Annotated in this window: 15 protein-coding genes; 5 read left to right on the top strand and 10 right to left on the bottom strand. The window is 61.7% G+C overall.

Annotated elements, in window-relative coordinates; translation table 11 throughout:
- Window positions 1-211: 211 nt before the first annotated feature.
- Together AC24GY_RS17685 and AC24GY_RS17680 are read left to right on the top strand one after the other, a co-directional pair.
- On the top strand, window positions 212-2,572 hold the full coding sequence (locus AC24GY_RS17685) for a hypothetical protein (RefSeq protein ID WP_487685834.1): 2,361 nt from the start codon (window positions 212-214) through the stop codon (window positions 2,570-2,572).
- A 150-nt stretch (window positions 2,573-2,722) separates the two neighbouring features.
- Window positions 2,723-3,214, top strand: a complete 492-nt coding sequence (locus tag AC24GY_RS17680) for a hypothetical protein (RefSeq protein ID WP_487685831.1) — start codon at window positions 2,723-2,725, stop codon at window positions 3,212-3,214.
- 137 nt (window positions 3,215-3,351) lie between these two features.
- Here AC24GY_RS17680 and AC24GY_RS17675 read toward each other — a convergent pair whose 3' ends face one another.
- The 10 genes from AC24GY_RS17675 to AC24GY_RS17630 form a co-directional block, all read right to left on the bottom strand.
- Window positions 3,352-4,986, bottom strand: coding sequence for an autotransporter domain-containing protein (locus AC24GY_RS17675; RefSeq protein WP_487685829.1), 1,635 nt, complete (start codon window positions 4,984-4,986; stop codon window positions 3,352-3,354).
- Window positions 4,987-5,444: 458 nt separating this feature from the next.
- Window positions 5,445-6,695: a carboxypeptidase-like regulatory domain-containing protein gene (locus tag AC24GY_RS17670; protein ID WP_487685826.1), complete on the bottom strand. Its 1,251-nt coding sequence runs from the start codon at window positions 6,693-6,695 to the stop codon at window positions 5,445-5,447.
- Window positions 6,696-7,029: 334 nt separating this feature from the next.
- The gene (locus tag AC24GY_RS17665) at window positions 7,030-7,674 is read right to left on the bottom strand and encodes a YdeI/OmpD-associated family protein (RefSeq protein ID WP_487685823.1); all 645 of its coding nucleotides are present in this window, start codon (window positions 7,672-7,674) and stop codon (window positions 7,030-7,032) included.
- A gap of 734 nt (window positions 7,675-8,408) precedes the next feature.
- Window positions 8,409-9,551: a hypothetical protein gene (locus tag AC24GY_RS17660; protein ID WP_487685820.1), complete on the bottom strand. Its 1,143-nt coding sequence runs from the start codon at window positions 9,549-9,551 to the stop codon at window positions 8,409-8,411.
- Window positions 9,552-9,618: 67 nt separating this feature from the next.
- Window positions 9,619-12,348 carry a PVC-type heme-binding CxxCH protein gene (locus AC24GY_RS17655; protein ID WP_487685817.1) on the bottom strand — a complete coding sequence of 910 codons (2,730 nt, stop codon included), beginning with the start codon at window positions 12,346-12,348 and terminating at the stop codon, window positions 9,619-9,621.
- A 94-nt stretch (window positions 12,349-12,442) separates the two neighbouring features.
- Complete coding sequence (locus AC24GY_RS17650; protein ID WP_487685814.1) at window positions 12,443-12,928, bottom strand: OmpA family protein; 486 nt, start codon at window positions 12,926-12,928, stop codon at window positions 12,443-12,445.
- Window positions 12,929-12,952: 24 nt separating this feature from the next.
- Window positions 12,953-14,173, bottom strand: coding sequence for a hypothetical protein (locus AC24GY_RS17645; protein ID WP_487685811.1), 1,221 nt, complete (start codon window positions 14,171-14,173; stop codon window positions 12,953-12,955).
- A gap of 7 nt (window positions 14,174-14,180) precedes the next feature.
- Window positions 14,181-15,053: a TonB C-terminal domain-containing protein gene (locus AC24GY_RS17640; RefSeq protein WP_487685808.1), complete on the bottom strand. Its 873-nt coding sequence runs from the start codon at window positions 15,051-15,053 to the stop codon at window positions 14,181-14,183.
- The gene (locus AC24GY_RS17635) at window positions 15,054-15,482 is read right to left on the bottom strand and encodes an ExbD/TolR family protein (protein ID WP_422314499.1); all 429 of its coding nucleotides are present in this window, start codon (window positions 15,480-15,482) and stop codon (window positions 15,054-15,056) included. It lies immediately after the preceding gene.
- Window positions 15,479-16,318 carry a MotA/TolQ/ExbB proton channel family protein gene (locus AC24GY_RS17630; protein ID WP_422314497.1) on the bottom strand — a complete coding sequence of 280 codons (840 nt, stop codon included), beginning with the start codon at window positions 16,316-16,318 and terminating at the stop codon, window positions 15,479-15,481. The genes AC24GY_RS17635 and AC24GY_RS17630 overlap by 4 nt, the downstream gene beginning before the upstream one ends.
- 338 nt (window positions 16,319-16,656) lie before the next feature.
- On the opposite strand from AC24GY_RS17630, the gene fbaA reads away from it, so the two are divergent.
- The 3 genes from fbaA (at window position 16,657) to AC24GY_RS17615 (ending at window position 21,617) form a co-directional block, all read left to right on the top strand.
- Window positions 16,657-17,688: a class II fructose-bisphosphate aldolase gene (gene fbaA, locus AC24GY_RS17625; RefSeq protein WP_422314495.1), complete on the top strand. Its 1,032-nt coding sequence runs from the start codon at window positions 16,657-16,659 to the stop codon at window positions 17,686-17,688.
- A gap of 453 nt (window positions 17,689-18,141) precedes the next feature.
- On the top strand, window positions 18,142-20,865 hold the full coding sequence (locus AC24GY_RS17620; protein WP_487685804.1) for an immunoglobulin domain-containing protein: 2,724 nt from the start codon (window positions 18,142-18,144) through the stop codon (window positions 20,863-20,865).
- 110 nt (window positions 20,866-20,975) lie between these two features.
- The gene (locus AC24GY_RS17615; RefSeq protein ID WP_487685801.1) at window positions 20,976-21,617 is read left to right on the top strand and encodes a histidine phosphatase family protein; all 642 of its coding nucleotides are present in this window, start codon (window positions 20,976-20,978) and stop codon (window positions 21,615-21,617) included.
- Window positions 21,618-21,629 lie beyond the last annotated feature (12 nt).

Below are 21,629 nucleotides of genomic sequence, written 5' to 3'. Positions count from 1 at the left end.
TTACTGAGGTCGGGTTTTTCGGCCCGTCCAGAGGAGGGGCTGATGCGTTCTATCGGCGTGTACGGTTATTCTCGTTTTCGAGAATAACGTCAAAGGCAAAAAACTTACTTTCTGCGGAGTATGAATTGGCATAAATATCATTGTATCTGACCTGAATCAGAACCCTGAAACCGCATTCATTGTGGAAAGTCCAGAATCGCCATTACCAAATTTGCAACCGTCCGCGTCTGGACTGCCTCCTGCTTTGCCGCAGGGGGAGAGCCTGAATCCGTTTGCGGATGATGTCTGCGCGGGGCCATTTGGCGTGGCGGAAAATCGCTCGGTGCCGGGTTTGAACGGGGACATTTTAGGGCAGTTGACGACGACGATTGATGAGCGTCAAAGCAGCGCGGGTCGTACCGGCGGGCAGCCTTTGCTGCTGCTGACGGCGCCGCGTGCGGGCTATGGCAAGACGCACCTGCTGGGGCGCCTTGCGGCTGCGGCAAACGGGCAGGTGGTGCTGGTGCCGCTGGCGTTTCGACTTGAGGATACGATCGGTATTTCGGCGGTGGCGGTGCGCGGGCTGGAGTCGATGGCACGGGCGGAGGCTTCGCGTGAGGGCTGGACGAAGCTGCGTGAGGCCTGCGCGGGTGTGTGCGCGACTTTGGTGCGGCGTTTGATCGAGAACGGCACGCTGCCGTGTGCGAATCCGGAGCAGGCGCTGCGCGTGCTGGGCGGTGATCCGATTGAGGTGTTTGACGAGAAGGGCAGTGCGCGATTGATCGGCGACTGGGTGCGGCGCTTTGAAGGGCAGCTGCGCAGGCCGATGACGGAGCAGGCGATGAAGCGCGTGCCGGCGATCCCGACGGCGCTGGAGTCGTGGGTGAATGCGATGCTGAACCACGCGCTGGATGGCGGCATGTCCCACATGGCGGTGCTGCGCATGCTGGCGGCGGATGAATCGAATGAAGGCCCGGTGACGTGGCTGCGACTGCTGGGGCTGTGGAGGCCGGTGGTGCTGCTGGTGGATCACCTGGATGCGTATTATCGCAATCCGGAGGCGGGGCTGCGCATTGCCTCGCTGCTGCTGGACATGTCTGAGATGGATGGCGTGCACGTGGTGCTGAGCCTGAACCAGGATGTGTGGCAGGCGACGTTTGGGCATCACCTCCCGAGTGCGATGGAAGACCGGCTGACGGCTTCGCAGATGCTGCTGCGCGGCATTGGCGAGGGCGAGGCGGCGACGCTGCTGCGCCTGCGCCTGCAGCATGCGGGCATCCCGATAGATGCGGGACGTGAGTTCACGAATTTCCTGGATGTGAAGCGCTACTTCCTGGGGCGGCCGCTGGGCTCGGTCTCGGCGCGTACCTTTCTGCGCCATGCGGCCAAGCAGTGGGACTTTTTCCAGCAGACGCTTTCGGCTCCGGTGATGCAGGGCGGCGTCTCTCTGCATACTCTGACTGCGGATGAGGGTGTGCTGCCGCTGATGAGCGAGGAGGTGGCTGAAAGCACGGAGGAAAACCAGACATCTGCGGGTGAGTATCCGATTTTTGATTCGAGCACGACGGCGCAGATGAAGCTGATGGCGGAGGGACTGGCGGAACCCACGCCGGCGCTGCCGCAGCAGAATGAAGCACCACTGATGCCACCGCCTGCGGGCCTGAATGGGAAGCATCTGCCGCCGCCAAGCGCGGTGGTGAATGCGGACACGAGCGAGGCGGATGAAGCACCTTCGCAGTTCTCGCCGAGTTCGGCGGGTGCTTTTGAAAATCTGCGCGAGATGCTCGGCAAGCTCAGGCAGCCGAGTGCGCCGCATGCGACTGAGAGCAATGGCTCTCATTCCGTGGCCGAACGTCTGGCGGATGTGCTGGGTGCTGCGGCAACGCCCGCGCCAGCCGTGGCTGCGGTGGAACTGCCTGCTCCGTCTGCTGCGGTGGCCATGCCACCGGCGTTTGTACCCTCATCCCGGCCTGCGGTGACGGCTGCGCCCCCTGCGCAGAATGCGGAGCGTGATGCGCTGCTGGGTCGCTACGAGGCGCTGCGCCTGCAAATGGCTGCGGAGGCGGTGTCTCTGCCGCTGGATTTTACGAAGCTGGCGGATCTGATCCGGCTGGCGGGCAGGCGTTTCCCCCTGGTGCGCTTCAGCGAGCATGAGCTGCCGGGCATGACGGGCCGTTATGCGATGTGCTGGTCGCTGCAAGGATTGGAAGTGGTGTTTGGCCTGGCGAATTTCGCGGACGGCTCCTACTGGCGCACGCTGGCGGGTTTTGCCGCCGGCAGGCTGGCAGAGCTGAACCAGGATGCGCATTCCACGGGCACCTCGGTGCCACGGCTGAAGATCACCACGTTCAAGACGGACCGCGAGCAGCAGAGCTGGGCGATCCTGCAGCAAAGTGCCGCCTTCCCAGAGGTGTTGAAGACGAATGTGGACTCGATCCACCTGGACACTCAGAACGTCGCGGCGCTGTATGCGATGCAGCGCATCATCAAAGAAGCGGAAAGCGGTGCTCTGGAAGCCACGCCTGCGCAGGTGATGAGCGTGCTGGCACGTGAGCTGGATTTCTTCTGGAAGCGGGTGACGCGTGCGGCGTGAAGAGGAAAGGATGAGCCGGGCGCAGCGAACCGGAGCGCAGCGCGGACAGCCGAAGGCCAACGGACGGACGAAGTGAGCCCGAAGGGTGGGCGAAGCGAATCAATGACGAAATCTGAATGACAAAGCGGCCGGAGGAGGTAGGCGTTTTTGATGAGTGATGAACGAGGAGATGAGCCGGCGCTGCCGCTTTTCACGGCGCGGTCCTGGGCGGTGGCGGGCCGGTTTGGTGTGCCTGAGGCAGAGCGTGGCGTGACGCCGGAGATCACCGAGGGGCTGGCTCTTTTTGAGGCGGCGCCTGCGGCGGAAGCGGATGGCTACACAGCGTGGAAGTCGGAGATGGCTGCGGAGAAGGCGGCTGAAGAAGCACGACGCCGGAACAAGGAACTGCCAGTACATACCAGCGAGGAGGGCTTTGCCCGCTGGAAGGAGGAGGCGGAGAATGAGAAGCGCGCCTTTGAGAAACGCTGGGGCGTGCCGCTGGGCAAGCTGGTGCGTGTGCAGCTGCGCGGGGAGGCCCGGGAGAGGGAAGGGCTGCTGCGTGTGGTGGAGGCGCCTGCGGGAAGCTCCGCCAAGGCGCTGAGACTGACGCTGGGCGGCCATGCGTTTGCGGCTGCGCAGATCGAGAGTCTGGTGAGGGTGTAGGGCGGGGAAGAAATAGGTCGTATAGGGCCTGTAGGACCTATCAGGGGCGGCGTTGCGCGGAAGCACCAGAAACGAAAAAACCGCACGCCACACGCGCGGGGCGGTGGGGTGCGGTGATTTGAGAGAGGTGGGCGGGTCTAGAACTTGTAGCCGAAGCGGACGCTGCCGAAGTGGGCTTCCATGTTGTTGCGGAAGATCTGGGTCTGGTAGCCGAGCATCATGCTGAAGTCGGGGGTGAACTGGAAGTTCACGCCGGTGCCGATGACCAGGTAGTCCTGGCCGGGGGGTTGATTGCCGCCAGCGGCGGTGAAGGGGGCATTGATGAGGCTGACGCTGGTGCCGTTGTTGTGCAGGTTCTGGCGCTCGTAGCTGAGGCGGAACTGCGGGGTGATGGTCGCCCAGTTGGTGGAGATCTTCTTGGAGGTAGACCAGCCGACGCGAGTGACGAGGGACTCAAAGGTCTGACGAGCGAAGGCGAGGGCTGCGAGACCGCCGCCGGTTTCACTGTAGCCGTCGATGGAGCCGTGGAGGTAATCAGCACCGATGAATGGGCCGGTGACGAGGGTGTTGTTCTGGAAGCGGAAGTTGTAACCGGTGTTGAACTGCACTGAGTTGGTGTAGGCAGTGGTGCTGCCGGAGGCGCCGGTGAAGCCGAAGCCGGGATTGCGGGAGGTGCCCATGTCGTAGTCGCCAAAGGAGTAGAGCAGGCTGGCCCAGACGTTTTTACGTGCGTAGGCGAGGTAGGTGGAGAGGGCCGGGCCTTCGAGGTTCACGCTGCCGAGGCCGCCGGTGTAGGTCTGCTGGCTCTGGAGGAAGGAGAGAGCGAAGCCGAGGGTGAGGCCACGGGAGAGATGGCGCTCGATGCCGACACCGGAGGCCCAGGAGTCGATCTGGACGCCGGCCTGGCTGCTGATGGGGCTGAGCTTGACGTTGCCATAGTTGACGGTGGCGAAGGCTTCCCACTGGCGGCTGCGCTGGATGCGCTGGGCGATGGGGTTCTTCCCGGGGCCGTCTCCCTGGCCGGTGACGACGCCTTCATCCATGGAGGAGGCGAGGCTGTCGGCGGCGTCTTCTTCTCCGCGGCCGGCGCGGAGCATGAAGAGGTGATTGTTGACGTCGTTGGTGACGGTCTGGTTCGCCGCGAGGACGCCCTGATTTTCTGCATTGGCGAAGGCGAGGCCGAAGATCTGCGCGGAGGGCCGCGAAAGGTCATCGACGACATCAAAGAGCGTGCTCGATGGGACAATTTCGTCAGCGCTATTGGCAGTTCCCAGGCCCAGAATGTAGGTGCCTGAAGTCGGCAGGGTGAAGGTATTGATCTGGACTCCTGCAAGCCCGTTTGAGCCTACCAAGGTGATGTTATTGGTGCCAGGACCTGTGAGCGTGGCGAAGCCGCCATCAAGGCCACCATCGGTGTTGTTGAAAAACGAATGGATGGTAATGACTTCGCCTGCATAGCCGGTGAAGGATTGATAAAGGAAGGATGCATCTGTGACTCCTCCTGAAAGGGAAAAGCCTGAAAGGCTGCCAGCTGTGAGGCCCAGGGAGACCTCCAATGGAGCGAGAGCATTGAGGGAGGTGCCATGTTCGTTTGAAATCAAAGTCTGGAAGCTGCCAACGATGTTGGCACCGGTGCCGACGATGCTGGCATTGCCGCCGAGGTTGGTCCAGCCGGTGAGGTCCCCTGTTTCAAATCCGGGATTGACCAGCTGTGCGGGGGCAAAGCCTGCGGAGAGGGCGAGGAGGAGAGCTGTCTTAAGGAGTGATTTCATTCGTGGTGTGTCTTGCTAGGTTTTTTTCGGGGAGAGTTTTTTCGTGGCGAAGAGAAGAGGAAAAGAGGGCCGTGCTCGGCGGTGAAAGCGGCTGAAATGGCGTGGTCGTGGTGCCTTGCGCAGCAGCGTGACGGTGGGAGACGCCCTCAACTATCTAGGACCGAAATGACCTGCAGGTCATAGGTATGCAGGTGGGTGTCCATCGTTAGGTAACATTGCGGAATCTAAGCAAAAAATGCATCAATGAAAGATATATGGTGTTTTTATTTTGAGGTATTGTTTTCAACCGGTTGAAGTGGTGGGCATTACAGGCGGTTAAAAGTGAAGAAGTCGGGGGGCTGGAAGCCCACGCCGGTGCCGATGACCCAGTAGTCCTGCTCGGGCGTTTGATGGCCGCCGCTGGCGCTGAATGGGGCGTTGATGAGGCTGGCACTGCAGCGCTCAAGAGTCTGGACTGACTACGGAGCAGCCGGGGCCGGCACAATGATCTCGTGCTCGCCGGGAGCGAAGGTGGGGCGCTGGGTCCATTTGAGGCCTTTTTTGCCAAACAGGTAATCGACGGCGTCGTCGGGGGCCCAGGTCCAGGTGTAGATGCCCTGGTCGTTCGCCTGGTCGGGGATTTTGCTGTAGGGGACGTTCGAGTGACGCCAGTTGAAGAGGGTCTCTTTGCCGCGCCAGCCGGTGATGTTGACCGAGACCTTGGGCACGGGTTTGCCTGCGGCATCGACGAACTTGAAGGTGATGGTCTTGCCGGGCTGGAGCTGGACGTTTTCCACCTGAGGAGTGGCCGTGAGCTGGATCTCTTTGAGCAAGGGGGCATGGCCCGGGGCGATGACGGTGAGCAGGGTCTTGCCGGGCAGGAGCGGGGGAAAGCGGAAGTTGCCTGAGTCATCGGCGAAGGTTTCCTGCACGTTGCTGTTGTGGTAGGGTTTGTCGCCCCAGATGACGAGGGCCTTGGGCACGGGCTTGCCATCCGGCCCGGTGACGGTGCCGGTGACGCGCACGCCGGTCTGCATGACGGTGATGGCGGTTTGATCGCGGAACTGCTGGAGGGAGAAGGGCGGGCCCTGCATGCCGCGCCATTCCTGATCGCCCACATGGTCGGGGTGCTGGAGGCGGAGGCCGATGCGCCAGTCCGGGCCGGCGGGGACGTTGCTGAGGGCCCAGAAGCCGTGTTCGTCGGTGACGCAGGCGTCCTCTGCCTCCGCCAGCCAGTGGTTCACCACCGCCTCACCTCTGCCGCCCCGGCCGAGCTCGCGGGAATCGACGCTGACTTCGACTTTGGCGCCGGGGATGGGCGCGCCGATGTCGTCGTGAATGAAGCCGCCGATGGTGGTGCCCTGCGCGAGGGTGAAGGTGAAGTCCTTGGGTGCGGGATCGCCACCGAACTTGCTGGCATTGAGGTTGGCAAACATGGGGACGTGGCCTTTGGCGCTGGCCCAGAGACGGAGGATATCCACCTGCGCGGGGAGCTGGAAGGTGACGGAGCCCTGGGCGTCGGTGGTATAGTCCGAGTTGGGCGGGAACTTGGCGTTCGTCCAGACTCCACAGTGGATCTTTGCGCCTGGGATGGGCGCGCCGGATTCATCGATGACGCGCACGGTGAGGGGACGGGTGGCGGTGGCGGATGCCTCCTCGGCAGCTGCGGTAGGGGGCAGCAGGTGCGCCATGGTGATGAGGATGGCGATTAAGAGGCAGTCTTTTTTCACGCAGGTTATTTTAAGTGGGTGGCGTGGGAAAAGCGAGGATGAAATAGCCCAGACGAGGGCGGTGGGGATAATGGTGCCGCGTGCCAGAGAGACGGGGAGTTGTCTTCGCCATTGATGCAATGGGGCCAAGGGCCATGAGGGCCAAAATAGGGTCATTTGGCCCTCATGGCCCTTCGCGGGTTCAGGTTCACAGGTTCACTACCTATATATAGGTAGTGAACCTGTGAACCTGAACCCTACCTCTCCGATAGGATTTGACACTCCACTGATCTCACCCCGCCGGAGCGTTGACGGGGCGTGTGGACCCGGTTGCGATCTGCCGGGGAAAGGGGGGCTAGGAGAAGTGCTTGTGCGAGCCATCGCAGGTGGGCATCTTTTGGGAGTGGCCGCAGATGCAGTCGTGGATGCCTTTGCCAGCGAGGATGCGGGGCATGCAGGCCTCAATGCGGGAGGTGCGGGTGGCGGACTGCTTGGCGGCGTTGAAGTGCAGCAGGTAGGCGCGCTGGCGGCCGGGGGTGAGGGCGGCGAAGGCTTCGTCCAAGGCGGGGTTTTTGTTGAGCTTTTGTTGCAGCTCTTCCGGGATGGGCTCGGGGGTGGTTTTGTAGACGGGTTTGACGCCGGCTTTTTCGTTTTCGATGGCGGCGTGGAGGAAGGATTTCAGCTCGGGCTCCAGCGCTTTGATTTCAGCCACACGGGTGAAGGGGATGAAGCGTCCGGCCTGGGTGTGCTCGCCGGGTTTTTGGAGGAGGCTGCGGGGATCGCTGAGCAGGGAGCCGTTGCAGAACATGAGCCTGCAGTGGTCCTTGAAGCCGCCGATGAGGACGACGTTGTGGCCGTCGTGGGTGTAGCAGGGCTGGTCCCACTTGAGCTCTTCGGTGAGTCCAGTGTCGAGGATGATGCGGCGCAGGGACTTCATCTCCGGCTGCCATTTTGGGGCGTTGGCGATGTGTTCATCGATGGCGGGGTTCTTGCGGCTCATGGGGGATGAATCGGATTGAAGCGGGTGGTTGCGTGTCTGCCAATGGCTTCGTGGAGTGGGGATGCGGGGATGGCGCGGTTTTTTCTTCGCGTAGATACCATGTGGGCGGAGTCACCGAAGCGGATCGGTGATAAGAAGGAAGTGTTGAGCAACCCTGAACACACCACTCACATGGCCAAGCAAACCACCCAAAGCATCAAGACAAACAAGAGCGGCCAAGCGGCGAAGGCGACAATGAGCAGTGCAGCACCTGATGCAGCAACCGCCGCGCCCGCACTGGAAACATCGGCCGCGCAGTCTGCGCCAGCACGTGGTCTGCCGCAAGACCGACGCCGCCACCGTGCAGCGCATGAAGCCGCAGGAACTGGTGGCGCAAGGGCGCGTGGAGTGCGCTGAGCAAGCACGCGAAGTGACTCATCCCCAAACCCGAGCCAACTCATCGCGACATCAAGCCCCAAGACACAGCCACCACCAACACAGCCCCCCTTTCCCCCGAGCCCCCTTTGGAACGGCGCGGCGCGCTCGACACCCAGCCTGTGCGGTGCGCTCAAGCCTGCCCGAAAGATCGGAGGCTCAAGAGGCTTGCTTCACGCTCATGGATGGACGGGCTGGCGCCAGGTCCATCCTACTTCCTAGCATGAAGCGTCGGGCCTGATCCTCTGCTTGGAAAGCATGCCTTTTCCTTCAGACTCATTTTCAACTGTCCGTGGTAGAAGAGGCGGGCGCGCCTGCCTCTACCTTTCAGTAGGCTCCCTCATGAGCTGCAGCAGGCGTGTTCGGTCCACCGCTGGTGCCGGTTTGGCCGGTGCAGACGGGGCAGCTTTTGGCTTGGAGGACTCGGCGACCTTGGCCTTGGGCTTGGATGCAGTGGAAGACTTCTTCTGAGAAGTGGAGGTGGTCTTGGCTTTGACCGGGGGCTCATCGGCACTGCTGGCCTGTGCTTTGGCCTTTTCGGCTTTGGCGTAAGCCGCTGCTTTCATGTCGGCGTCCGCCTTGGCTTTCGCGTTCTCCGCCGCAGCCTGTGCCGCGGCTTCTTCCCGGGCCTTTGCCTTGTCAGCAAGGGCTTTTGCCGCAGCGGCTTCTTTGGCCTCCGCTATGGCCATGGCATCGGCTTTCTCCTTCGCTTTAGCCTCGGCTCTGGCTGCCGCCTTCGCCTCTGCTTCGGCCTCTTTCTTGGCTTTGGCTTCGGCATCTGCCAGGGCTTTGTCCGCTTTCGCCTTGGCCCTGGCTTCTGCCTTCGCTTGGGCGTCGGCTTCTTCCTTGGCCTTGGCTTCAGCGTCTGCCACAGCCTTGGCCTCTGCTTCGGCTTTCGCCTTGGCTGCGGCTTCATCAGCCTCCTTTTGGGCCTGCACTTCTGCCATGGCCTTCGCTTCTTCTTCAGCTTTCACCCTGGCCTCTTCCTTGGCCCTGGCTTTGGCTTCCGCTTTGGCCTTGGCTTCTGCGGCAGCGGCTTCATCCGCAATTTTGCTGACGGTCACAGCGCCCTCAGGAACGATGGCACCGCCGTCGATGCGGATCTTCGCGGAGTCGTTCTGGCCAATGTAGAGGCGGTCGTTCTTTTTGACTGTCGCTTTACCGAGCGCCTCGGAGAACTCCGGCGTGATGGAGATGCCGGGAGCCAGCACCCAGATGGGGGACGAGGTGTCCTTGACCATCACGGCACCGCCGCTGGCCACATGGGTTTCACGGCCCCATGCGTCCTTGGTGGTGTCAATCTTCTGCGCATAGAGCCGCACGGAGCCGGTTTTACGCGCGGCTGGATACTTGCTGCCAAGGGCTTCAGCCGAAAGTTTGAACTCAGGAGGCTCTGGCGCGGTGGAACTGCAACTGCTAAGACTGATGGCGGCGGCGAGGACGCCGAGGCGAAAAAAGGTCATGATTCAATAAAAGGGGGGGCTTGGGGGACTCTGGCTTTCGCAGCATCCGCAGGTCCAATGATCGCGATTATTTGCCGGTGCGCAAATATGCGACGATATCGGCCACATCTTGGGCATTAAGACCCAGCTGGGTGGCACTGAGCATCATGCTGTGGTCGAGCTTCCGGCGGCTCTTGATCCGTGACCTTGCGACGTATTGATTTTGGCCGCCCATGCTCCGAATGATCATGATGTCACCTTCGGTCAGGATCATGCCATGGATGGTCACGCCGTCCTTGGTGACGATTTCCTGCCCATCGTAGCCGTGCGCGATGTCCTTGCTCGGATCAATGAGCGCCTGCGCGATGATGTCTCCAGGCTGGCTTCTGCCCCAGCCTTCCAGACTCGGGCCAAACTCGACTCCCTGGCCGTTGATTTGATGGCACATCACGCAGCGCGTGACGAGCTGCGCGCCGTTTTTGGCGTTGCCCTTCAGCTTGAGCACTTCATCCAGCTTCACGTTGCTTGGGATGGCCGGTGGCGTGACGATGGTCACCAGCTTGGCGCTTTCAGAATCAAAGATGCCTTCCTTCTTTAAGGCCTCAGCGATGCCAAAAGTCGACCAGTCATCGGTGCTGCGCTTGATGAGCCACCACATGACATCGGCCTGGATGGGGGACTCTTTGTCCTTGGCCAGTTCGAGCACGGCTTTGGCCGCGCTGGCCTCCGGGATGAAGGCGAGGGTGTCGAGCGCGAGTTTCCGCTGCTCCGCCGAGAGCTTGCCATCGGCGGCCCTTTTTGCCAAATCCGACACAGCCGCGGCGGGATGAAGACGCCAGGTGATGTGCGCAAAATCATCATCCCACGCTCCCTCGGGTTTGAGTGCGGTCCATACCGCCTCTTCCTTGCCAGTGCAGCCAATGCCCCAGGCTTCGAGCAGGGAACGGTCACCCCCATCAATGTGATGCGAAAGCTTGCACAGCAGTGCCACGCTTTGCGCTGCCGGAACATCCCGCAGCGCCACCGCCACCTCACTCCGCACCATGGGCGAAAGATCCGTGGTCAGGTTGCTGAGAATATCAATGGCATCACTGCTCGCGGCGCGGATTGCCCGCAGTGCCACCAGGCGCTTTGTGGCATCCTCAGATTCCAGCCAGATCCTTGCCGAAATAAGCCCCGGTTCTCCAAGCTGTGCCAAAAGCCACACCGCACGCGCGGCGATGTAAGGATTCGCATGGTCACGCAGCTTGAGGACGGCTGGCATGTTCATATCACCGGCAGCTCTCAGACGGGTGAATGCCACATGGCGTACATTGGTTGCAGGCGATTGCAGCGCAGCGATCTGCCCGATGACACTGTCCAGCTTGAGATTGGGAACCTTGGGCTTGAACCCTTTAGGAGCGATGCGGTAGATCGTGCCGCTGCAGGTTTCATCCGTGTCCTGATGGCCGCCGGTGCGTTTGTCGAACCAGTCACTGATGTAAATCGCGCCATCGGCACCCACGCACACATCCGAAGGTCGGAAAAGCGTGTGCCGTTCGTCGGAGAGATTGTTGGCACCGCCGACGAAGTCGCTGCCCTTGAACACGCCGGTGGTGTTGGTTGTGCAGAAGTCGAAACGCTCCAGTTTGAAGCCGGCCCCGTCTGGTTTTGGCAGGTAGCCAAACACCACGTTGCGTCCGGTTTCACAGCTTAGCAGCAGGCCGTTCCATTTTTCACCGAGCGCGCCGTTTTCATAGAAGCACATGCCGGTGGGCGCACCGCCGCCATAGACGTCACCGGCAGGAATGCTGCCGGGATCTTCCTGCCGCCACTCTGCGGTCGGAATGCTCTGCCCGGGGCGTTTGTCGGCGCGCCACTGGCGTTTGCCATCGCGGGAGAAGAAGCCAAAGCTGCCGCCTTCGATGAGATGGCTCACGCGGCAGGCGGGTGGGTCGTCGTTGTCATTGAGGAACATGTCCCCGTAGCTGTTGCGCACGCCTTCAAAGCTGTTCCGATAATTGTAGCCGAGGATGCGCGCATTGTGCCCGTTTTCATCAATGCTGGCGGTGAATCCGCCGACATAGACATGACCGTCGTCGCTCTTGGCTCCGGTATAGGTATTGTTCAGGTAGGCACCACCGATGCGGAAGGTGTTGCCGCTCTTGTCACTGAACTGCGCACCGCAGTTGCCGTTGCTGAAGTACAGGCGACCGTCGGGTCCGGCATACACGCTGTGCAGGCTGTGGTCATGCTGCGGCTGCTCAAAGCCGCTGAGGAAGATCTCGCGTTTGTCGACGGCGGGATCGAATTTCAAGTCGCGGTTCACATCCGTGTACTTGATGATGTTCGGTGCGTTGGAGACGAAGATGATGTTGTCAAAAACGGCGACGCCCAGCGGGCATTCGAGTTCCTTTTCGCGCACGAAGACGTGGCTGCGGTCGCATTTGCCGTCGCCATCGGTGTCCTGCAGCACACGCACGCAGTCGCCTTCACGACTGCGGCCGGAGTGGCGGCGGTAGTTCACGCCTTCCGTGACCCAGATGCGGCCCGCGTGATCGATGTCCATGTTCGCGGGATTGAACAACTGTGGCGAGGTGGCCCAGACGGTGATTTCCAAACCCTCGGGCACTTTGAAGGCGCTGGGTTCGAGATGATCAGGCGTCACTTTCGAGGCATCGAAGACCGGAATGGTGGGGTCGGGGACGAAGGCGGGTTTTCCTGCGACGAAAGGCCCCTTGTCTTTTTTGCCCTTGGCGGGCTTGTCCGGGCTTGCGGACATGAGAGCAAACGGCGCGACCAAGGCGAGAACGACGAGGAGGTTTTGGCGGTTGGGCATGATTGGGGGTCGTAAGGAACGGACGTAATCCGATGATCTTACGTCCAGACCTCGCCGCTGCGCTGACCAACTTTTGAATCTCGCCTGAACCGCCTCAGTTCTGGCGGTAAATGACCACCACATCCGAGGATGGGCCGCTGGGGGAGAAGTCATTGCCAAAGCCCACGGTCTGCAGGCTGGCGGCTTCGAGTCCGAGCTCGATCAGGCGCTGCCGCACCGCCAAGGAGCGACGTTCGGAGAGTGAGCGGGCATGATCCGCTGGCAGGTTGGGCGCCGTGTAGCCTGCGACCAGCAGGCGGGCCTTTTTGTTCTTGGTCATCTCCTGTGCCAGGCTGTTCAAGGCCTGCTGATGAGCAGAGGTGAGCTGGAAGTTCGCGTTCTCAAACACCAGGGCAGGGCAGGCCGGTTTGAGGCTGCCATTCAGCGGGGAGGTGAAGCCTTCCCGGGGGCCGAGCGCATAGACGACCGCCTCAGAGGCGGGATTGCGCAAAAACGAAGGCATGGGAATGCTGCTGCATGAGGCCAGCAGAAGGCAGCCCGCAAGGGTGCTCGAAAGAATGGCGGCAGGGCGTTTCATCATGGGCAGGGCGGCATTCATCAGGGCTCAGCGCATCCAGCGCGGTTCGGAGATGTGGCCATAACCGCGCAGGATGGAACGACGGTTGCCGCTGCGCAGATCATGCACAAAGAGTTCGCCGTGCTGGACGTAGGTGATGAAATGGCCGTTGGGGCTCCATGACGGATGTTCCGCACCGCCCGCCTGCACCACACGCACGCCCCCATTGGGATAGGGCTTGATGGCGACGGTCCATTCACCGCTGGTGCGGGTGGTGAAGGCGATGTGCTTGCCATCGGGCGACCACTCGGGATCCGTGCAAAAATGGTAGCCGGTGCGCCAGCGAAACAGACGCGAGGATTCACCCTCCTTCTGCGGCACTTCGACGACGTAGAGCTTGGGACCATCTCCATCATCACTGGAAAACACCAGCTGACGACCGTCAGGATGCCAGGAAGGGCTGGAGGGCGCGCCGACGGAATCACTCACGCAGGCGGCGGTGTTTGTGTTGAGATCACTGACGAAGATTTCCGGATTGCCGATGAAGCTCATCACGGCGGCGAGGTGCGTACCATCCGGCGAGAAGGCCGAGCCAAAGCTGCTGCCGGGAGTGTCAGTCACGCCGCGTTCCCAGCCGACATTCAGGTCCAGCAGCCGGATGATGGGAAAGCCGGTGCGATAGCTGGTGAAGGCGATCATGGATGAATCCGGCGAGAGGGATGGGGCCACTGCCGCATGCTTGTCATGCGTGACCTGATGCACCTCGCCGCCCTCAGCATCGCAGATGTAGATCTGGCGCTTGCCGCTCACATCACTCACAAAGACGATGCGGCTGGTGGCCAGTCCCGGTCTGCCGGTGATGGTGTAGATGATGTCGTCGGTGAGGGCCTTGAGGTTTTCATCCAGCCCCGGCGCGGCATAGCTGCGCTGAAAGAGATCCTTGCCTTTGGCATCCTTCAGCTTGCCGGTGACACGCCCGCCTGAGGAAGTGCCTTCCACAAGAAAGTCGGCTTTTTCATCCGCCCCAGCGACGAAGAACTCACGTGAATCCAGCAGTTCCTGATACAAGGTCTGCTGCGCGCTGGCACCTGTGCCGCCGGAGAAGGATCCCACGCGGATGCGAGGCATGGTTTTTCTGTGTTCCTCGGTTTTGCTTTTGCCGCCACCCAAGCTGAACAAGCCGCGCAGTCTCTCCATGACGCCAGCCTCCGCCCGTGTGCCATGGGACACGACGAGGGTGAGAATGAGAAGCAGCGCGCGGGCGTTCATGTGGGGGTCAGGGCAGCAGAAGGAAGTTCAGTTCCAGATCGTAGCTGTCTTTGGTGTAATTAGAAGGCAGCGTTGTGGAAATTTTTTTCACCTTTGCAGCGGCCTCGAGAATGGACTGATCCAGAACGTGCGAGCCGGAGAATTTGTTCATTTGCGCCTTCAAGATCGTGCCGTCCTTGCCGATGGAAATATTCAGCCGCCCTTCGCGCTGGCCTTCCGGCACGCTTTCGATGGGGGGGGCAGTCCAGCCGATGAGGAATGCCGCATTAACGGCTTCATCGACGGCATCCAAATCCACTTCCTCTGTGGCCGGGGTGGCACGGTCGGAGGGTGGAATCGCCGATGGACGCAGGGTGTTAAGTCGGGCGATGTCCATCAGCGTCGGGCTGGTCATCGGCGGAACGGGGGCCCCGAACAGGGTGGTCTCGGCACGCTTTTCGGGGGCTCTGCGCAGCGTGATGCTGCGATTGGCGGAGGGTTTTGAAGTTGTGGCGGCAGAGCCTGCGAACAAGGGCGCGCCCGTGGGGTTTGGCACAGGTTCCATCTGATGCTGCTGGGGCGGCGCGGCGATCAGAGTGGCTTTCTGCACCGGGGGCTCTGCCGCTGGCTTGGGTGGGGCCGCCGGGGGCTTTTTGTCAGCCTTGGGGGAGGAGGCCATCGATTTGGTCCGAGGCACAGCGGAGGACGCTGTCACCTGGGATTTGAAATCACCGGGATTCATCCAGGCGAGCTGGGAGATTCTGGCGTCGCGCTTGAGGCTGCCGACATTCTGCCACCACCACCAGACACCAAAGGCAGCACCCAGATGCAGCGAAACGATGACAAACACCGCTGCTGAAATGGGCTCCAGCGTCGTGGGACGTTTACGGTTCGTCTTCAATCAGGGGGCCTCGGCATGAGTCGTGACGGCGGTCTTCTGGATGCCCGCTGCTTCAAGCAGCTGCATCGTTTCCACCAGCTGCTGGACCGGCAGGTCGCGATGCATGCGCACCTCGATGCCGATGCCGGGTTTGCGCTGGGCGAGTTGTTTCAAAGAGACGGGCAGATCCGCACGCGCGAGCATGGCTCCGTTCAGCGTGACGGACTGGTCGCTGTTCACCAGCAGCGTGATGGTTTCAGTCGGAGCAGAAGCGCTGGCGGGGGCGGGCGCAGGTGTGGGGGCTGTCGCGGTCAGCATGGTCTTGTCTGCCTTGAGCAGGGGAGCTGCCAGCAGAAAGACAAACAGCAGCACCAGCACCAAATCCATCAGCGGAGTGAGGCTGATTTCGGTGATGAGGCGGAGCTGATGCCTGTTGGAGTGGCGTTTCATGCGCGGGCGTGGAAGGCGTGCATCGACGAGGGCAGGGGGGAGGAGCTGCCGCTGAAGGCGGGCATGGACGGACTGCCGAGGGCGCTCATGCTGGGCAGGGCTTCATTGGTGAAACGATGGTCCACAAAGGTGCGGTCAAAGCCCGCGTTGAGCTCACTGGCGAAGTTGTCCAGCCGCACCACCATGCCGCGGATGCGGTTCACCAGCGCATTGTAACCGATCATGCTCGGGATGGCGACCAGCAGGCCCAGCACGGTGGTGACCAGCGCGGTGGTGATGCCCGGTGCCAGGGTGGCGAGAGTGGCGGTGCTGCTGGCAGACGTCATCGTGCTGAAGGTGTCCAGAATGCCCCACACGGTGCCCAGCAGTCCGAGAAACGGAGCGCTGCTCAGGGTGGTGGCCACCCAGCTCATGCGCGCTTCGAGACGCAGCGCCGCCTCGGCCACGCTGCGTTCCATGGCCACCTGCACTGCATTCATCTGGGAAGGCGTGATGCGGCCCGCGCCTTGCAGCCGTGCGGCAAAGGTGGTGCCAGGCTCGTCCTCACCCAGAAGGTACCAGGACATCTCGCGGCAGGCTGCGTGGTAGATGTGGTAGAAGGAGGAAAACTCATGGGGCTCGCGCTGTTGATACAGTTCCAGGGCATGATTGCTCTCGCGGTATTCGCGCAGAAAAGACAGGTTGGCCTTGTGCACCCGGGAGAGCAGGAAGTGCTTGCTGAGGATCACCGCCCAGCTGGTAATGGAGAAAAGCGCGAGGAAGCCGCAGATGATCCAGCAGGTCAGAGTGCTGTGTTCGAGGCCGTATTGCAGGCCGGGCGAGAGAAAGGATTCCATGGGCGGCATTGCGTAGAAGGAGTTGCTGCTAGTTAAAAGACCTTAATAGTCGGGCGTCAACCGGGGAGTGAGAGGAGAATGGCGGGGAATCAGCTGCAAGAACGTGGGGGGCCCAGGCCTGATCTTCTATTTCGTGCGCCAGTGTCCTCCCGGCGGTCCCAAGTGTACATCGGCGGGAAGCCTGCTGACAGCCGTCTCAGTTCGCATCCAGGCGAATGAGGATGGGAACCATCAGCTAAGCTCGCTCCTCGGCCACCCCCGCCAGATATGAAGCGCTTCTTGCACCCGGCCCGTTTCTTGCTTCCCTCAACCTCTCAACTCAAAAACACACTCCTAAGATGCCCGTAGCCACACCCGCCCAGTACCGTGCCATGCTTGATGCCGCCCAGAAGGGTGGTTATGCCTATCCGGCGATCAACGTCACCTCCATTACGACCATCAACGGCGCGCTGAAGGCCTTCGCAGAGTCCAAGTCTGACGGCATCATCCAGGTTTCCACGGGCGGCGGTGAATTCGCCTCCGGCACCGCTCTCAAAGATCAGGCCTTTGGTGCCATCGTCCTCGCTGAGGCCGCGCACCGTCTGGCAGAAAAGTACAACATCCTCGTCGGTCTGCACACTGACCACTGCCAGCCGAAGAAGGTGGACAGCTTCCTCAAGCCCCTCATCGCCGAAACCGCCAAGCGCCGTGCCGCCGGTCTGAACAACCTTTTCCAGAGCCACATGCTCGACGCCTCGGAACTGCCGCTGGCTGAAAACATGCGCCTCTCCAAGGAGCTCCTGGCCGAGTGCGTGAAGCACGAGATCATCCTCGAAGTTGAAGCCGGCGTCGTCGGTGGTGAAGAAGACGGCCACGACACCAGCGGTGTCGCCGCCGACAAGCTCTACACCACCCCCGAAGACATGGTGGAAGTGTACGAGACCCTCAGCGGCATCGGCCGCTTCATGTTCGCCGCCACCTTTGGCAACGTGCATGGCAGCTACAAGCCCGGCGCTGTGAAGCTCAAGCCCACCATCCTGCGTGATGGTCAGGCCGCAGTGACCGCCAAGCATGGCGCCAAGGCTGAGATGGATCTCGTCTTCCACGGCGGTTCTGGCTCCCTCCTTGAAGAAATCCGCGAAACCCTCGGCTACGGCGTGGTGAAGATGAACATCGACACCGACACCCAGTATGCCTTCACCCGTCCGATCGTGGACCACATGATGAAGAACTACGCCGGCGTCCTCAAGATCGACGGCGAAGTGGGCGACAAGAAGACCTACGACCCGCGCTCCTACCTCAAGAAGGGCGAACAGGGCCTCTGCGACCGCATGAAGGAAGCCTGCAATGATTTGCTGAGCACTGGGAAGACGATTTTTGGGACGGTGTAAGACGGACATTTTTATCCGTCCGTTCAGCAATCACTGAATCTCCATGAGGGCCATGCGATGCATGGCCCTTTTTTCGATCCTGAAAGGGCGCATGGCATGGTTGCCTGATGTGTGTCACGAAGTTTTCAGGGTGCCGTTTTCGCTGAGTTCCTTGAGATGTTTTCAAACTGACGCTTTCGCCGGATGCCATTTCCCCTTCCAAGGCAGCTTCAATCCCTGGCATCTGGCGCAAACACCCGCCGCCGAAAACTCTTGGCATAGCGCGCGGCGGAACTATGCTCAGGCGCATCTCCAATCCGCCATCAACCGCGCATTGAGCTGCCATCATCGCCCGGGATGGCCGTTTGCAAGACATCCCGGTGCATTTTCTTTCTTCCCGCCGCGGTCATCATTCCATCTTTGATCGCCGTTCTCTCCCAGCCCCCCCCTCCACCGCTCCTGCCGATGCGCTTCGTGACATTTCGCTCCTGCCTCGGTCTCCTTTTCGGCCTGCTCGCCGCTTTCTTTCCCCACGCCGCCCGTGCCACCGCACCGGGGCAGGTCGTGGCCTGGGGCAGCAACAACGCCGGACAGATCAGTGTACCTGTCAGCGCGACGGATGGTGTGATCGCCATTGCCGCAGGTGATTCTTTTTCCGCCGCACTGAAGGACAATGGCACCGTTGTCACATGGGGGGACAGCTATAACCCCGCCGAGATCGCGGTTCCGTCAGGCGTGAACAATATCACCGCCATCGCTGCTGGCGTCGAGCACATCGTGGCTCTCCGGAGCGATGGCAAGGTTGCCGCCTGGGGCTACAACATTGGCGGAGAGGTGACGGGCATGCCCGGGGGAGGGATTACCTCGGCGAATCCTGTCACTCTCGGCGGGCAAGTCCTGAGCAATGTCGTCGGCGTTGCGTGTGGAACAGTCCACTCGATTGCGGTCAAGAACGATGGCACTGTCGTTGTGTGGGGCAGCAACTACTTCGGCCAGCTCAACGTGCCCGCCGGGCTGACGGACGTTGTTGCAGCCGCAGGCGGCATGTATCACAGCCTCGCCTTGAAGTCTGACGGGACCGTTGTGGCTTGGGGCGGACAGAACACCTACGGGGAAATTAACGTGCCGGCCGGCCTGACCGACGTGGTGCAGGTGTCGGCGGGCGAGTATTACTCGATGGCGCTGAAGAGCGACGGCACCGTCGTGGCGTGGGGTGACAACAGTCAGGGCCAGCTCAACGTGCCCGCCGGTCTGAACGATGCAGTCCAAATCGCGGCTGCCAGACACCACGCGCTTGCCCTGAAAAGCGATGCCACGATCGTCGCCTGGGGCAGCAACTCAGACGGTCAGACCACCATTTCCACGTCCGCACAGAGCTGTGTGCTGGCCGTCGGCGGTGGCTTGCGCCATTCGCTGGCGGTGGTCACCGTTCCGCCCACCGTTCTCATCCCGCCCGCCGACCAGACGCGCCTCACCAGCCAGACTGCGGCCTTCACCGTCTCCGCCTCTGGCACTCCACCCTACAGCTATCAATGGTACAAGGACGGAGTTCTTCTTGCCAATGGTGTCCGAATCTCCGGCGTCACTACCGCCACGCTCACGGTGTCCAGCCTCACTGTGGCCGACGCTGGAGACTACACGGTCGAGCTGGGCAACTGTACTGACATGACATTGAGCGCCCCCGGCCACCTCACCGTCACCCCGGTGATACCTCCCGGTGTGGTGATCGCCTGGGGCGATGACACTTTCGGCCAATCCAACGTGCCACAGGCCGCCAAAAGCGGCGTGATCGCCATTGCCGCTGGTCAGGGACATACCCTTGCGCTGAAAACCAATGGCTCCGTTCTCGCCTGGGGTTGGAATACCTCCGGCCAGACCACCGTCCCGGCTGATGCCGGCTCCGGAGTCATCGGCATCTCGGCCGGTCAGGGGCATAGCCTCGCATTGAAGTCAGACGGCACGGTGCTCGCCTGGGGCAACGGTGCCGACGGCCAGACCAATCTCCCCGTCGGCCTCTCCGGCGTCGTCGCCATCGCCGGAGGCGGGGCTCAAAGCCTGGCCCTCAAAAACGATGGAACCGTCGTGGTCTGGGGCAACAACAGTTCGAGCCTGCCCTCTGGGCTGACGGGCGTCACTGCGATCGCCGCCGGCATGTACCACGCCCTTGCTCTCAAAAGCGATGGCACCGTCGCCACCTGGGGGGATGACAGTCACGGTCAGTCCACGGTCCCGGCGGGTCTCACCGATGTGATTGCCATCGCGGCAGGCTTTTACCACAGCATTGCTGTGAAGGCCGACGGCACCGTGATTGCCTGGGGTGACGACAGCTACGGCCAGTCGAGCGTTCCCTCCGGCCTCTCGGATACCGTTGCCGCCGCCGGTGGCCGCTACCACACCGTGGTCAGAAAAAACGACAAGACCCTGGTCGCCTGGGGCGACGACAGCGTCGGGCAGTCCACCATCCCCACCACCGTGCAGGGCCGCACACTCGCGCTCGCTGCGGGCTGGATGCACACTGTGGTCATCGCCGGCCGGCCGGCCATCATCCTCGGCGGCCCTTACAGTGCCTACACCAACCTGAACCACGATGTGATCTTCCATGTCGATGTGGATGGCACCGGGCCCATCAGCCTCCAATGGAGACGGCAGTCCGTCGCCGGCAGCAGCGATATCAGCGGAGCCACTGACAGCACGCTCACATTGCGCAGTGTGCAGGCCTCCGACAGTGGCAGCTACGCGGTGGTCGTGAGCAATGCGTTTGGCACCGCCACCGGCTATGCCAATCTCACGGTTTTGCCCGCCACCACCTTCACCCTTTGGCAGCAAAACCGTTTCACCGAAACGGAACTGGCCGACCCCGGCGTCGCCGGCCCGCTGGCCGACCCCACCGGCAAAGGTACGCCCAACCTGATCAAATACGCCCTCAATCTCGAACCGGTGGCCAGCGCTGGAGGCCCTTCGATTCCGAGTTCTCCATGGCCGCTGCAGCCCACATTCTCCGGCGGCACTTTAATGATGACCTTCCGCGCGCTGCGCACTGACGTCAGCTACATGGTCGAGGCCAGCACCGATCTCAAGACGTGGAGCGGTACCGGAGTCACCACGAAGTACAACGGCATCGACTGCACCGCCACCTGCACGCCCACCGCCTCCAATCAGGTTTTCCTGCGTCTAAGGGTGTCGATGCCCGGCGGATGATGCGGCGGACCTAGCTGAAATGGAATGCGCCGCCCGCCTGCACGCGCCCTCTGACGCCCCTTCCTTTTTCCTGGCTTGCGGCCACCTGCGGACTGCATCATAGACGGTTTGTGAAATCTCATCTTCCGAATCATCCCATGCAGATCTATCTCATCCGCCACGGCGAGGTGGAGGAGAAGTATCACAAGGTGTTTGGCGGCTCGCGCATCGACATGGGGCTTTCACCTCTGGGCTTGAAGCATGGAGAGGCGGTGGCGGCGTGGCTGAAGGACACGAAGATCGATGCGCTGTATGCCAGCCCCATGCTGCGGGTGCAGCAGACGCTGGCACCGCTGGCCAGACAGCGCGGCCTGCAGGCGGAACTGCTGCCCGGACTGCGCGAGATCGACTTTGGCGACTGGACTGGACACCGCTGGGACGAGGTGCAGTCGAATTTTGGTCAGAGCGCCTTTGACTGGCTGGAGATCATCGAGAACAACGGCATCATGAACGGCGAGAGCATCGACGCTTTGATGTCACGCGTGCGCGAGTGCCTGCTGCAGATCATCCATGCGCACCCACATCAGCAGGTGGCCATCTACTGCCACGGCGGCATCATCCGCGCGATCATCGCGCTCCTGCTGGACATGCCGCTGAAGCACATGGCCTTTTTCAACATCGAGTACGGCAGCATCAGCCTGGTGGAACTGCTGCCGGAGCGGAAGCACGCGGTGGAGATCGAGCTGCTGAACTTTCAGCCGCCGGTTGCTTGAATGGAAGCTACG

The organism is Prosthecobacter sp. Pr1, from assembly GCF_057652315.1.
This window is presented reverse-complemented; position numbering and strand designations above follow the sequence as displayed.

What these genes read in the sequence shown, in the direction of transcription:
- AC24GY_RS17680 (WP_487685831.1), top strand. Translation starts at nt 2,723, where the DNA reads ATGAGTGATGAACGAGGAGATGAGCCGGCGCTGCCGCTTTTCACGGCG.
- AC24GY_RS17675 (WP_487685829.1), bottom strand. Translation starts at nt 4,986, where the DNA reads ATGAAATCACTCCTTAAGACAGCTCTCCTCCTCGCCCTCTCCGCAGGC.
- AC24GY_RS17665 (WP_487685823.1), bottom strand. Translation starts at nt 7,674, where the DNA reads ATGAGCCGCAAGAACCCCGCCATCGATGAACACATCGCCAACGCCCCA.
- AC24GY_RS17660 (WP_487685820.1), bottom strand. Translation starts at nt 9,551, where the DNA reads ATGACCTTTTTTCGCCTCGGCGTCCTCGCCGCCGCCATCAGTCTTAGC.
- AC24GY_RS17655 (WP_487685817.1), bottom strand. Translation starts at nt 12,348, where the DNA reads ATGCCCAACCGCCAAAACCTCCTCGTCGTTCTCGCCTTGGTCGCGCCG.
- AC24GY_RS17650 (WP_487685814.1), bottom strand. Translation starts at nt 12,928, where the DNA reads ATGATGAAACGCCCTGCCGCCATTCTTTCGAGCACCCTTGCGGGCTGC.
- AC24GY_RS17645 (WP_487685811.1), bottom strand. Translation starts at nt 14,173, where the DNA reads ATGAACGCCCGCGCGCTGCTTCTCATTCTCACCCTCGTCGTGTCCCAT.
- AC24GY_RS17635 (WP_422314499.1), bottom strand. Translation starts at nt 15,482, where the DNA reads ATGAAACGCCACTCCAACAGGCATCAGCTCCGCCTCATCACCGAAATC.
- AC24GY_RS17630 (WP_422314497.1), bottom strand. Translation starts at nt 16,318, where the DNA reads ATGGAATCCTTTCTCTCGCCCGGCCTGCAATACGGCCTCGAACACAGC.
- fbaA (WP_422314495.1), top strand. Translation starts at nt 16,657, where the DNA reads ATGCCCGTAGCCACACCCGCCCAGTACCGTGCCATGCTTGATGCCGCC.